At 50.3% G+C, this 14,360-nt stretch carries 9 protein-coding genes; all 9 read left to right on the plus strand.

The annotated features are described in order from the left end of the window. Nucleotides 1-148 precede the first annotated feature (148 nt). The 9 genes from Pmgp_RS00975 to Pmgp_RS01015 all read left to right on the plus strand — a co-directional run bounded on the left by Pmgp_RS00975 (nucleotide 149) and on the right by Pmgp_RS01015 (nucleotide 14,167). On the plus strand, nucleotides 149-2,482 hold the full coding sequence (locus Pmgp_RS00975; RefSeq protein ID WP_134212084.1) for a phosphoadenosine phosphosulfate reductase domain-containing protein: 2,334 nt from the start codon (nucleotides 149-151) through the stop codon (nucleotides 2,480-2,482). After that, a complete protein-coding gene (locus tag Pmgp_RS00980) occupies nucleotides 2,475-3,218 on the plus strand; it encodes a hypothetical protein (protein ID WP_134212085.1) in 744 nt (247 codons plus the stop codon). Before Pmgp_RS00975 ends, Pmgp_RS00980 begins: the two co-directional genes overlap by 8 nt. Then, a complete protein-coding gene (locus Pmgp_RS00985; RefSeq protein WP_134212086.1) occupies nucleotides 3,188-7,315 on the plus strand; it encodes an ATP-binding protein in 4,128 nt (1,375 codons plus the stop codon). Before Pmgp_RS00980 ends, Pmgp_RS00985 begins: the two co-directional genes overlap by 31 nt. Before the next feature lie 24 nt (nucleotides 7,316-7,339). Next, nucleotides 7,340-9,607: a BREX-4 system phosphatase PglZ gene (gene pglZ / locus Pmgp_RS00990; protein ID WP_134212087.1), complete on the plus strand. Its 2,268-nt coding sequence runs from the start codon at nucleotides 7,340-7,342 to the stop codon at nucleotides 9,605-9,607. 65 nt (nucleotides 9,608-9,672) lie between these two features. Next, nucleotides 9,673-11,082, plus strand: a complete 1,410-nt coding sequence (brxL, locus tag Pmgp_RS00995) for a BREX system Lon protease-like protein BrxL (RefSeq protein WP_243119669.1) — start codon at nucleotides 9,673-9,675, stop codon at nucleotides 11,080-11,082. A 506-nt stretch (nucleotides 11,083-11,588) separates the two neighbouring features. After that, the gene (locus Pmgp_RS01000) at nucleotides 11,589-12,101 is read left to right on the plus strand and encodes an NfeD family protein (protein WP_134212089.1); all 513 of its coding nucleotides are present in this window, start codon (nucleotides 11,589-11,591) and stop codon (nucleotides 12,099-12,101) included. Nucleotides 12,102-12,140: 39 nt separating this feature from the next. Continuing rightward, entirely contained in the window at nucleotides 12,141-13,133 is a 993-nt protein-coding gene (gene floA, locus Pmgp_RS01005) for a flotillin-like protein FloA (RefSeq protein WP_427909998.1), read from the plus strand. A gap of 18 nt (nucleotides 13,134-13,151) precedes the next feature. Continuing rightward, complete coding sequence (locus Pmgp_RS01010; RefSeq protein WP_134212091.1) at nucleotides 13,152-13,613, plus strand: hypothetical protein; 462 nt, start codon at nucleotides 13,152-13,154, stop codon at nucleotides 13,611-13,613. Nucleotides 13,614-13,711: 98 nt separating this feature from the next. Further along, nucleotides 13,712-14,167, plus strand: coding sequence for a hypothetical protein (locus tag Pmgp_RS01015; RefSeq protein WP_134212092.1), 456 nt, complete (start codon nucleotides 13,712-13,714; stop codon nucleotides 14,165-14,167). Nucleotides 14,168-14,360: the final 193 nt, after the last annotated feature.

Below are 14,360 nucleotides of genomic sequence, written 5' to 3' on the forward strand. Positions count from 1 at the left end.
GAAGTTTGTCAGAATCTTTTCATTGTCATTGTAAATATCTTTTCTGGGAAGATTTTATGTTTGTTTCTTTTTCAAATTGTGATGTGACAGCAACATTGAATTTTAGGTTGTCAAAATAAATGGCGTATTAGAGGGCTGATTTGATTTAATGTACGACGTTCACTGGGATATTGAGACCGGCGGCATTTTGCTTAAAGATACCAGAAACGAAGGGATCCGGGGCGAAGTGCGGCCTGTATTTTATGAAGAACTGGAAATTTTGGGGTTTAGGGAACAGTGGAGATATCTCCGTGCCGATGAGCCTTATTTATGGGCTGTGGGGGGAAGGAAATATTTTTACCGCGGGGAACTGGTGGCGGAGGCCATAGGAGGCGGCCTGTATTCCCGGCCGGAAATCAAATACTATCAAACAGGTTTGGAATTAAGGCCTGTTGATATTCCGGCCATGCTGGCTAAAAACGGGCAAGTGCTGGAAGGCATGGTCCAGCAGGCAATTAAGTTTATTTACAACACTTACCGCAGGTACAGGAAAAGAGTGGATATCACGGCCGTTGCCTTTTCGGGCGGGAAGGACTCCCTGGTCATGCTGGACCTGGTGCAGAGGGCTTTGGCGCCCGATGAATTTGTGGTGGTGTTCGGTGACACCACGATGGAGATTAAAGCTACTTATGAAGCCGTGGACAAGGCGCGGAGGCGCTGGCCCCACCTCAATTTTTACAGTGCCCGGAGCAGCAAGGACGCGCGGACCTTGTGGCGGGAGATGGGGCCGCCCAGCCGCATCCACCGCTGGTGCTGCGCTGTCCATAAATCAGCCCCCACTTTGTTGCTGCTCCGCGAACTGGCGCAGAAACCGGCCGTGCGGGCGCTGATTTTCGACGGGGTGCGCCATGAGGAAAGCGCCTCCCGCGCCGGTTACCTGGCTGTCACCGACGGGGGCAAGCACAGGATGCAGACCAACGCCAGCCCGATCATTGACTGGAACGCCGGGGAGGTCTACCTGTACCTTTTCAGCCGCCGGCTGATGCTGAACCGGGCCTACCGGTACGGGATCATGCGAGTGGGCTGCGCAGTATGCCCATCGGCATCACTTTGGAAAGAAATGGTTAGTAGCTGTGTTTACGAAAAAGACATGGAAAGTTTCATTGATGCGCTGCGCCAGTACGCTGTCAGCGCTGGAGTACCTCCTGGCCAAATTGATCAATATCTACAAGAGGGCGGCTGGAAAGGGCGGGCCGGCGGCCGTTTTCTGGAGGCGGGAGGCAACAGGGTCATAGAAAAGTGGGAAGGGGAAAAGGTCAGGTATACCTTGCGCCGTCCGGAGGAAGACTGGCAGGCCTGGGCCAGGGCTTTCGGCCCGCTGGTGCTGACCGGCGAGGACAGGGGGTACATAGAAAGGGAAGACGGCTTGTACCCCTACCGGATTGCCAGGCTAAACAGCAGTGTGGTTGTTGATCTGGGAAGAATAAGGCCGGCCGACCGCTTTCTCATCAGCAAGCTGCGGGCGGTGGCTGCCAAGGCGGCTTACTGCAGGCACTGCCGGGCCTGCGAGGTGGAGTGCCCGACGGGAGCCCTGGACACACGGGACAAAGTTACGATTGACGATGAGAAGTGCATTGCCTGCGGGCAGTGCCTGCACCTGCGCGGCAAGGTCTGCCTGGCTGCCAAATCATTGGTGGTAAGCGGGGGGGATGGTATGGCGATGAACGCAAACAAGGCCAGCCTGCATTCATATCAAACATTTGGGATGCGTAAAGAATGGCTGGCCGAGTTTTTAAGGTCTCCGGGCACATGGGTGGAAAACAACAGCCTGGGCAACCGCCAGTTCGAAGCAATGGTCATGTGGCTGAAGCACGCCGAAATCATAGGCGGGGACAGGAAAAGCGGGTGGAAGCTTACAGTGTTCGGGGAGCGGCTGCGCTCTCTGGGGGCCGACAGTTCCCTGACCTGGGCGGCGGTATGGACAAACCTGGCGCGGAATTCCACGCCCGTGCAATGGTACGTATCGAACATACCGTGGCTGACCTCGGCGACCAAAAAAGAACTTGTAGATAAGGTGGGCGAGCAGTACACATTGAGCGCCAGCACCCGTGAAAACTCCATGACAGCCCTGGCGGCCCTTCTTGCCAAAACCCCGCTGGGCAATGAGCTCGGCCTGGGCGTGGACACCAGTCCCGGCAGGCGGGCCGGCGGCCCATTGTACAAGCGGGGGTGGGCGGAGCCGCACCCGGTGGCGGTGCTTTATTCCCTGTACCGGTACGCCGAGCGGGTGGGGCGCTATGAATTGACCGTGGGCGAGCTTTACGGGCAGGCCCCGGAAGGGCCTTACACCCTGTTCGGGATTGACCGGGAGAAATTGAAACTGATCCTGCAGGGTTGGTCTTCCCGGGGGACGGGGTGGATTAAAACGGATTTGGTCCGGGATCTGGACAACATTTTTCTTGACCGGTCCCGCCTGGCCTGCGAGGTGCTCCGGCTTGAATAAAGGTGAAGCTGAAAAGACCGGCTGGGCACGTCATCAACATTTTGGTTTAAGGCGGGAGTGGCTGGAGCTTTACCTGGCCGATAAAAAAGGCTGGCCGCAAGCGGGCCTGCTGGGCAACCGGCAGGTCGACGCGCTGAGGGTGTGGCTGAAGACAGCCGGCCTGGCCGACGGGTCCGGCCGGCCCACCTGGCTGGATGAACTCTTTACTGCGCGGGGGACAGGCTCTCTTGAACTGTGGGAATTGTTATGGGTCAACGTGGTCTTTAACTTCCCCACGGCTGGCTGGTATGCGCGCCTGGGGCCGGGGCAGCGGACCACGAGCGAATTGCGCTACCTCTTGCAGGCTGCTTTACCGCTAGCGAATTGGACAATTTCCAATGCGGTGATGGAGCTGGCCGGTCTGCTGGAGCGGACGCCGGTGGGGCGGGAGCTGGGCCAGGGCGAGGTGAGCGGGGGACGCCCCCGGCGGTTGACCAGGCGCGGCACAGCGCCCACTGACGCCGCCATCATGATGGCCGTGGGCAGGTTGTATTTGAAGGAACAACGTTCGTGTTTAAAGTGGGATGACGACCTGATCTGGCCCTGGACCGTCTTTGGCTGCGGCAGGGAGGCCGTGCTGGCGAGGCTTTTCGACCTGCAGCCAGGCAGTTTGGAGCTGAACGAGACAGGAGTGATCATCCGGAACCTGGACAGGGAGTGGTGGGAATGTGGCAGTATTCTGACTACCTTGCGGTAAGCAAGGAATTTATTCCAGTTTTCTCGGCCGAAGTGGATAAAAACCACAAGGGCAACTGGAAGTTTTTTATCCCTCACAACGCCATGCATGACATCCTGCAGAAGCTGATCAAGGCGCTGGAACGTTCAAGCACCGGGGACAACCGTTCCTTATGGCTGACCGGCGCTTATGGCACGGGGAAGACATTCGCTTCTTTTGTGCTGAAGCACTTGCTGGAAGATGATATTTCTGAGATCGAGGATTATTTTCAAAAGCACCAGATCATTACTCCCCTTTGGCTGAGGTTCAAGGCCTTGCGGGAACGCAACCGCTACCTGGTGGTATACCGCTCCTCATCGGCGCACATCACCTCCAACCGCCGCCTGTTGCTGGAAATCCAGGAAGCTATTAAAGAACAGTTAAAAGCCCGGGGTTATAAAAGCGCTTTCAACCAGGGGATTCTTGACACAGTTTTAGAAAAGCTTTCAGGAGGGTTTTTTAACTGGGAATGGGCTTTTGACAAGTACCGGAACCGGTTTATGACTGTGAAGGAAGCCGCGGAGGTTCTGGAACGTCTGCGCAACGGGGATATGGCCATGGGGGAAAAAGTGGCCCGGGTAATGGAAGAAGAAGGAATTAGCCTGGCCGATACGCCTGATGACGTCAAGACCTGGATAAGGGAAGTAATTGCTGAAAACAACCTTCAAGGTATTGTATTCATATGGGATGAGTTTACCGAGTTTTTCGCCAACAATGTCCCGGTAACCTCCCTGCAGGAATTGGCCCAGGCCGCCGCAGGCATGCCCTTCTACATGCTTCTGGTCACCCACCGGGCCTTAAACCAGTTTGCCCGCATCGACGACGACACCAGGCAAAAACTGTTGGACAGGTTTCATAATTGCCAGCTGGAAATGTCCCCGGTGACGGCTTACCGGCTAATCGGCAATGTTATTGAAGCGCATCCCGGGACAAAGAAAGAATGGGAAAACCGCCGGGAAAGCTTGTGGGGACAGGTAAACAGGATCATGGTTTATATTAACCTTTTAGGGGAGAGTGTCCGCAAGGAAGAGGTAAAGTCACTGGCGCCGATTCATCCTTTTACAGCCTACCTTCTGGCGACAATATCCAGCCTGTACAGCTCCAGTCAGCGCACTTTGTTTCAGTTTTTGAAAACGGAAGAGACGAGTTCTTTTCAATGGTTTATCAACAATTACCCCCGGAATGACTGGTACTGGCTGACGCCTGATTTCCTTTGGGAGTATTTTTTTGAGAACACTAAAATTGAGGCTGCGGATTCTATTAATGATATTTTGAGTTACTATAATACTGTTAAAAGCAGCCTGGCTGTGGAAGACGAACTGCCTGTTTTCCGGGTCATGCTGCTGTTAACGGCTTTGTGGCGGCAGACAGGCGGTACGAACAAATTGCTCAAGCCTTCTTTGTCTATTTTGCAAAGGATGTTTTTGGGTACGGAACTCAATCAGAGAATGCCTCAGATAGCGGATGGAATCTGCTCGAAGGGCATTATGCATCCCTTGGCCTTAGGCAGTGACTGCGAGTATATCATCCCGACCATGACCATTGACCAGGAAAAACTGAAAAGAGCGCGGGAATGGGTGGAAAAAAACCTGAGCTTTGAAAAAATGATTAACCCTGACGGGCAAACAGTTCATTATGCGTTTAATTTGCAGAATTTGATACCGCTACAGGGGGCCGGGGAAAAACGACATCCCGTGCAAATGATTTCGGCGAAGGAATTAAAACAGCGGGGCGAGCGGGCTGTCCGGGACATTGAAAAAGCTTTTGAGATCGCTGCGGTGGTGGTGCTGGCCCAGGAAGACGAGCATTTAATCGATACGGAACAAAAAGCTGGCGAAATCTCCAGGGAGTTGATCAGCCACGTCATTATCATTGCCCAGTCTTCCTTTGGTAAAAAACGCTGGCAGGAATGGTCGGAATGCCGCGCCAAGGGCCGCTACGCTGAAGACGTGCGGGACGTCAACAACAAGCGTGTCTATGAGAATAAAGCTATAACAATGAACACCGACTGGCTGAGAGAAATAAAAGCCGGCAGGTTCCGCGCATTTTTCCGGGGGAAACAAGTTGAACTGGCCGGCAGCGACGCCATAACCGATTACCTGGAAGAAGTGTGTATGACGGTATTTCCTTACGGCCCGGAAAACTTAAGTAAAGTCAGGACGTTATATACCAGCGCCTGGGGTAAAACCGGCGCCGAAATTGGGCTTAAGGTGGCTTCCGTCATATCAAGGCCATACAAGGACGTGGTGGACGAGCTTAAGAGCCAGGGGCTGTGGGAAGACACCAGGGTATTGTATGCCCGGCCCGATCACCCGTTAGGGATGATGAAATCAAAAATAACAAGCGTTATAAAGGAAGCTACAAGCATTGACCTGAAATCATTGTGGGAGGGAATGGAGGAGCCCCCGTTTGGTTTGATGCCTTCGCCAATAGGCATTCTGCTGTTCGCCTTTTTATTGAGAGATTATGCCAGCGGGTATTACTATTCGGACGGGATGAGCTCATATCCGCTGAACCCGAACAAACTGGCGGAAATAATCGATGCTGTCATGAAGAACGCCCGGTTGTCGGAAAGCTATTCGATCCGGAAAAGGTCGTACGCGGCAGAAAAGTTCTGCCGGATGATCCAGGAAATGTTTAACATTGACCCGGAAAAGGCATCTTATCCGGAAGAAGCGAGGAAAAATACACGTGTTTTCATAAGCCAGCTTGGCTATCCCTTGTGGTCGTTAAATCACTATGTTTTCAAGGAGCACGGCGACAGCGTTTTTACAAGCAGTATCTGCGGGGCAATCGAGGCAATTAATGATATGCTTGACCTAAACCTGGATGCGATGGATGACCGGGAATTAGAGGAAGTATATGAACGCGTAAAGCCGGCGCAACGGGATTTGATAATGCTTATAAATAGAAGAAACCTGCAGGAAGGTTTGAAATTATTCTGCTTCAGCCAGGAAGGGCGGCTGGAAGCGCTTTTAAAAGCTCTTAATCTTGATGTATCCCAGGTAACCGCGAAATTGAAAAGTTTGTTAAATGAGGAAGTGTGGCTTTGGCAGCAGGAAAGAGTTAAGGAAAAAATACCGGATGTTGTCCTTGAGCTTGATTTGGTTGAAGCTTTAAACCAGTTAAGTGGAACTGCCGCTAAAAACTTGAATGAAGCGAGGCATTATTTCCGGACGGGGCGGTTGAAGGGCAAGTTTCCGTTCTTTATATACAGAGTAGATCAACCCCATTATATTACAGAAGTGGTGGGTTTTCTCCACAACTTTGTCAATCATCCTGATATTAATGTACGGCAATATAAATTTTACCCTGATCAAATCCGCAATCACCTGGGAGAATTAAGGACATTATTTAAGAATGATCTTAAATTGCTTGCCCGGCTTACAGCCAAGTATTGCGGGGGTGAGCTCGCTGATAGTGACATCGAGGCGCTGTACCAGGCTTTGCCGGACCTGTCAGGGGCATCTGACGAAGGTTGTGTAAAAGAAGCAATTATTAACGCTCTCGAGGCTCAATCTAAACAAAAGAGAATCAAGGACTTCAGGAATCTCTGGCGGGATCTCACAGGAACCAGGTCTCCTTTTGACTGGAGCGAAAAAAAGCGTATTCCGGTCCAGTGGGTTTTAGAAGGCAACAGTAATCATACTTTTCTGCAAAAAGCCGGGGCAATTGAAAGATTGTCCAATCAGGGGATTGAAGAAATAATTAGTTATATTGAATCCCATAGGGATGAGATTGCCGTTTTAAATGATGCTCCCTTTGTTCAAACGCAGTTCATTAAGGTTGCGGCCGGGGATTATGCCGGTCTGGTTGAACAGACCGGTATGGTTGCTGACTTGCAGGAATTTATTTATCAGTCGCTTAAGGGAAATGTATATAGCTGGCCGCCGAGATTAGGTGAAATTAACCGGCTCATACGGGATTGGGTAGGGAAACATTACAAAAAAACAGCGTATCAAAGGGTTCTCGAGATTATTGATGATTTTCCGGCCGCTGATATTAAAGAATTTGTTAAACAGTTAGCTGAAGATGCTGTTGTTGGGGCAAGGTTACTGCAACGCGTGAGACGGGAATAAAGTTTTTGCGGGGAGATAAGATATATGTTTTTCTCGGAAGTTAATAGTCTGATTGATTATTTACGGGAGGAAAAAAACGAAAAACACCGTTTTGCCACCAGGTTTATCACGGTTCAAGAACAAAAGGTTTGGAAAGAGCTTATCTCAAAGCTGTACTATGAGGTTGACCAGAGTATCCGTTTATCCGCTATATGCAGCGGTGAAGATCTTTTTCCGGATAACGAAAGCATACTCGGAGCTTTAAAAAGCATAGCGGGTTCCGGTAAACTCATAATGATCTGCCCTATTGCGGAATGCGCAAGGCTTTATCCTGAAAACGGCGAAATAATCCGCTATCTGGCCGAGTGGCCCGCGGGGAATGTAGCGCGGGTATATGTGCCGCTTTTGATGGCCGGGGATATACTTAATAATCAATTAAACAGGGTTACGCGTTACAAAGCGGGAATTCTTCCTGAAGTCTGGACAGTCCACGGGGAAGACCGCGTGGAAGTCATTGTTGCTCCTTTCCGTGGCGCCGGAACGTGGGATAGCCGCGTTAGAACCGGGATTAAAAGTTACCTTGAATTGTGGGAACACGGCGGATCTCAAAAGGTATGGCTGGAGACAAAATGGGCGCCTTGTTTGCCGGCCCAGCAGATTAGAAGTGATTTTCGCGTCCGTTTGTACTCTTCAGGTTTTGATTTTGTCCGGGAGAACTGCTTCTGGGAAGGTTTACGCCTGGAATGGGGCAATTCTTCCCAGTGGGAATGGCTGGCAACCAATATACAAAGTGGAGAAAGCTTTGATAAACTGGCAAGCCGGCTGGTTGGATTTAAGGAGTATAACTCCGGCCGGCTTTTTGCGTTATGGAGAACTCTTCCAGAAGATATGCGCTGGCTGGTCTGGTTGTGGAGTAAAAAGAAAGCCGAACCCGGAACCTATCTTCATCATGTAATGCAAAGCAGTTCCGGGGTAAATTTGTTAGCTCGGGATATTGCGTTGGGTATTTTTTCAGCCGGAAAAAGCGTCATGTTGATACAAGAAAGAAAAGAGTTGTTGCATTTCCTGGGAATAAATCACATGCCCGCCGGATTTTGGGACAAGTTTAACAGCCTGACTGATGACCTGGACAAGCTTGCTGTGTTAACCGATATTTCGGAGGAAGAAAGGCGCAGTATTGTACAAAGTATTAAAAATATATTGCAATTAAAAGTGGAAGGAATGTTATGGCGGGAGAAACTGGAGTGCGTCTATCCAGTGTTGGCCTGGTATTTGATGTCTGTTGATTTTCAGGATGATTTTCTGAACGAATATTTTCACTTATATATCAGGTGCCGGTTGACGGATCAATTAAACGACGAACTGGCGGCAAAAGCACGGGAAGGCGCAGAGAAACAATTGATCTGGAATTACCCGTCCCGTGAAGAAATACTGACCCGGATAGACGCTGATTCGAAAAAAGTATTATGGGTAGACGGCTTAGGATTGGAATGGGCCGGATTAATTACCCAATTGCTGATGGAAGCAGGTAATTTAGAAATTGATGTTAAGGTCGCCAGGTCGAATTTGCCTACTACTACGGAAGCAAACAGGTGTTGGGGTGAAAATGACGAAGTGGAACGCGGCCTGGACAATATAGCGCACCATTATGATTACAGGTTTCCCAATGCTTTAATCGAAGCTTTTGAAGTAATTAAAAAAATCGTTACCAAGATAATTACTTTAACCCAGCGTTATGAGTGTGTTGTACTTACCGCCGATCACGGTTTAAGCAGATTCGCCGATAAAGCCGGAAAGGTCGAAGCGCCGGAAGGAACAGAGATACAACAATATGGGCGTTACGGAAATGTCGGCAGCCTGCAATACCAGCCGCAACCCGACAGCGGATGGATACTTGACGGCTCTAAAGCTATCATGTTGGTTCATGAGAAATTCGACGGGTCAGGCACGTCGGCTGGGGAAGTGCATGGAGGAGGCACTCTGGAAGAATGCCTGGTGCCTGTAATTACTGTTCGCAAGCCGGATCGGACAGTAACAACAGCGTTTGAACTTATTACTGGCATTGTAAGGATTAATCCAAGGGGTAAAGGCGAACTGATAATAAAATGTAACAGAGCAATATCAAATGTAAAACTTAAGGTGGCGGGTCAGTGGTTGAGCGGCGAAATGTTAACTGCCGGTAAGTGGCGCTTTATTTTGATGGATTTTAAAAATGGAAAGTATACCGGCAAAATTTATTGTAATTACAGACTTGCACAGGAGTTTGAGTTCAGTGTTATGAAGGGCTATATTGAGGATGATTTGGGAATATGAGGTGATATTAAACCGTGTCCGACATGACAATAATTCAGGACAAGTTGAGATTTGCCTTTCAGGATATGGTGGTTTATAAACATCCGACTCAAAATAAATTTTTTGCTTCTCTTAGTATTCCGTCATATATGCGGGATTGGCTTGTGATGCGCTTTGCCGGAAATGATGGAAAAGTGAATATGGATGAGGTTTCCGAATATGTTAAAAAGAATATTCCTGGTGAAAAGGACTGGGAGTTATTAAAAAGTAATATGATTAAAGGTGGGCAAAGAGTAAGATTTTTGGCGAAAATCCGCGTGGAATTAGATGTTAAAACCGGGGAAGGTCTATTCAGCCTGCCCGATCTGGGGTTCCCGTCCCGTAAAAGTGAAGCGATTGTACATGACAGGGTGTTACGTCAGAATGAAGAAGACCTGCTTTCCTCACATGAAACCTGGGGTGTTATTGAGTGTGAATGGAACCCGTTCGGTTTAAGCGGGAAAGATAAAGACGGGGCAATTTACTTATGCGATTTCAGACCTTTCAAACCATATAAGGTAGATTTGGATTTCTTTAGGGAGATGCGGGCGGAGTTTTCTCTTGAAGAATGGTTAGATGTTTTGTTATTGGCTGTGGACTATAATCCAATTGGTTTTCTTGATACTAAACAAAAGCTGACTTTATTAAGCCGCCTCCTGCCGTTTGTTGAAAAGAGGATTAACCTGGTGGAACTGGCTCCCAAGGGGACAGGTAAGTCTTATTTACTATCGCAAATAAGCAAATATGGATGGCTGGTAAGCGGTGGAAGCATCAGCAGGGCCAGACTGTTTTATGATATTAGCCGCAGAAGCAGTGGTTTGGTCAGCAGGTATGATTATGTGGCTTTTGATGAAGTGCAGACCATCAGTTTTCCAGATATTAATGAAGTGAGAGGCGCCTTGAAAGGTTATCTGGAGACGGGAGAATTTCGTGTTGGAGACAAATTCAATACGGGAGACGCAGGTTTGATTTTAATGGGCAATATTTCTGATAACAGAATGAACGAAAGTGCGAACATGTTTACTGAATTACCTCTGGCCTTTCAAGAATCGGCGCTCATAGACCGGTTTCACGGGTTTATAAAAGGCTGGAACATTCCACGGATGAGGGAAAACATGAAAGCGGAAGGATGGGCGCTTAATGTTGAATATTTTTCTGAAATCATGCATGCTTTACGAGAAGAAATAATTTACCGGGCTATTGTTGATGAACTTCTTGATGTGCCCAGGGGTTCAGATACCCGCGATACAGAAGCGATTAAACGTATCTGTACCGGTTTTCTAAAGCTGTTTTTTCCAAATATTAAATCGGTTAAGGATATAAATGCAGAAGAATTCACCACATTTTGTCTCAATACGGCTAAACAAATGAGGGGAATAATTAAACGGCAGCTTCATTTAATGGATAGCGAATACCGGGATGGTATACCTGATATAAACTGCTTAATAAATGGGTGAAAACATAATATGGCGAATGTGTAATCTTGGTTTTGGGGATTGGAAATGTAAATAATTTTGTGTAGCGCGGCCGGGCAAGGTCGCTAATTCTAGTGGGTGGAGTCCCACCAAGGTAATGCCTAACCAGCAGCCCTGTAGTCAGTCCTTGGAGACACTCAGGCAACTGAACGTTTTAAGCGTAGGACGGCAAAATAACGGGCCGAAAGCAAACGCTGAAGTGATTGAGCCCCGAAATATTAATTGAGAAAGGCCGATGTGATTACACACACAGAAGGCAACATCAGTGCAGACGCTATGATGAGTCTTCACTGGCGCTCCGGGGTCTAAGAACTTGGCACGTTAAACATTGAGAATTAGCGGTAACCCGGGAGACCCTGTCTCTTCCTAGATACAGGTATGCCCTACAAGCGACAACCAAGCAAGGAAGGCAAATGAGAGGCAGGGAGTCTGATGACTGAATAGAACAAATTAAAGCATGACCCTGATACAGGAGGTGGCAGTTAACCATGTCCCCGGCTTTAGTCAATTGGCTGGCCTATCTCGCGTTTTTGCTGGGAATAATAGCATTTGTGCTGGAAGCTCTTGTTTTCCCCGGTTTTGGTGTGTCCGGTATCGTGGGGATTATTTTGGTGGGCTGGGGGGTGCTGCTGCTCGCGGTGGATGTCACTCAGGCAACGGCGGCCCTTGTTGTGGCTCTCATAGCCACTATAGCTGTTTTTTTACTGGGGCTGCGTTTGATGTCCCGCTATAACATGTGGTACAAGTTGACCCTGCAAAACAAGCAAAACAGTAAAGAGGGATATGTCGCCCCCGCGCCGGAACTGAGCCTTTTTGCCGGTAAGGAAGGTATTGCCCTGACCCCTCTCAGGCCCGCGGGTTCGGCGGAGGTGGAAGGGCGCCGCCTGGATGTGGTGACTGAAGGAGAATTTATCCGGGCCGGTACGCGGGTCAGGGTGGTAAAGGTGGAGGGCACGCGGGTTGTGGTAAAGGAGACAGCTGCTGTTGAACAATCTGACTGATAAAAATATGAAGGAGTGATGGATGTGGGCGCAGGAGCCATTGCAACCCTGCTACTTATTTTTTTGGTTCTGATCGGTGTTGTGGTGATTTTTAGCTTTATTCCCGTTGGCTTGTGGATTTCAGCCCTGGCGGCCGGGGTCAGGGTGGGCATAATTACCCTGATCGGCATGCGCTTCCGGAGGGTGCCGCCGGCCAGGATCGTGAACCCGCTGATTAAAGCCGACAAGGCCGGACTTAACATCAGCGTGAACCAGCTTGAGGCGCATTTCCTGGCCGGAGGCAATGTGGACAGGGTGGTCAACGCTTTAATTGCCGCGGAGCGGGCGGCCATACCGCTACCTTTCGAGCGGGCGGCGGCTATCGACCTGGCCGGCAGGGAAGTTTTTCAGGCCGTGCAGATGAGCGTGAATCCCAAGGTGATTGAGACCCCGCTGGTATCGGCGGTGGCTAAAGACGGCATAGAGGTCAAAGTTATCGCCAGGGTTACCGTACGGGCCAACATCGACCGTTTGGTCGGCGGCGCAGGCGAAGAAACCATCCTGGCCAGGGTTGGCGAAGGCGTGGTCACGACTGTGGGAAGCGCGGAGAGCCACAAGCACGTGCTGGAAAATCCCGACTTGATTTCCCGGACTGTCTTGAGCAAGGGGCTGGACGCCGGAACAGCCTTTGAGATTCTGTCAATTGATATCGCGGATGTGGACGTTGGGCGCAACATCGGGGCGCAGCTGCAAACCGACCAGGCCGAGGCGGACAAGCAGATTGCCCAGGCCAAGGCGGAGGAACGGCGAGCCATGGCGGTGGCCAGGGAGCAGGAGATGAAAGCGTCGGTTCAGGAAATGCGCGCCAAGGTGGTTGAGGCGGAGGCCCAGGTGCCCCTGGCCATGGCCGACGCCCTGCGCGAGGGCAAGCTCGGCGTGATGGATTATTACAATCTGCAGAACATCCTGGCGGACACCCAGATGCGCGACTCGCTTGCGAAGATGGGCCAGGGCAAGGGTGAAAGCGGGCCGCTAATGCCTGACAAAAAGTAATATTAAGGGCGTGTCGCTGTGAAATACATTTGGCTTGTTATCATGCTGATGATTATCGTGAGGAGTATTTGGCTCCAGAGAAAGCGTGCCGCATCCCGGGGCAAACTTGACGCGCCCCGGGAGGATCTGTCCTTTGACGCGGAGGATCTGTTTTTTGAAAGCTCTCCTGCCGGCGAGCCGTGCGAAAGCGGGCCGGAGCTGGACTTGCCGGAAGATCCGGCCGGGCTTGGCGGTGATTCAACCAAAGTTAGCAATGATTCCGGATATGAAGGTAAACTGGAAAAGCCAGCCAGGGAGCGACGTCCCGATCGCTGCGGTAATATGGACTCACGCCGGGAGCCGCACGGGCGCTGTGGCGGGACGGAACTGTTTGATGGCGGCATAGGCCAAAGGGAATTCATTAAGGGAATGGTCTGGTCTCAAATACTCGGTCCCCGCGGCGGGATACAGGCGAGTAAACGTTTCAGGCATAGATATTAACAAAGCATTAAAAACTGCTGCCTTCAATAGATGGAGGAATAATCTGCAAGACATTTTTGAAAAGAGATGCAGGGATGTTATGAAGATGAGCAGCGGTATTGGCTGGGGCCCCTGGCGCTGAGGAATTCATGCAGTATTTTGCGGATGAAGCAAAAGATGAAGGCGGACTCCCTTTAATCAACCTGCCGGACAAGCCGGTAACGAAGCGCAGGGGAAAAAAGACCGGGCAGGATGGAACCGAAGGGAAACCATTTTCGGAAGAAAAGTTGTCCAGGGCACAGGACCTGATCTGCGAGGCCTGGGAGATATTGGACAGGGACGTGCGTCTGGATATGGCCCGCAAGTCGCTGTCCATGTCCCCATACTGCGCGGATGCTTATGTCCTGCTGGCCATGGAAAGTGACTTTCCCAAGGAGGCGCTGGAGTTTTATCAAAAGGGTGTCCGGGCGGGACGGTTGGCCCTGGGGGACAATATGTTTAAAAAGTATGCCGGCCATTTTTGGGGATATATTGAGACCAGGCCGTATATGCGCGCCCTCTACGGTCTGGCGTAGACCCTTTGGAAGGTGGGGGAGCGGGCGGAGGCCATCGTTCATTTCAGAGAAATGCTGAGCTTAAATCCTAACCCGGACAAGCCGGAACCAATAGGATTTATTAAACCCATGTCGAAATACTGTGCAATCATAACAGCGACATAGGGGAACGTACAATGTTACTTACCGAACGTTACAAAGACAAGATTGAAGG

The sequence above is a fragment of the Pelotomaculum propionicicum genome (genome assembly GCF_004369225.1).
Classification (GTDB): domain Bacteria; phylum Bacillota; class Desulfotomaculia; order Desulfotomaculales; family Pelotomaculaceae; genus Pelotomaculum_B; species Pelotomaculum_B propionicicum.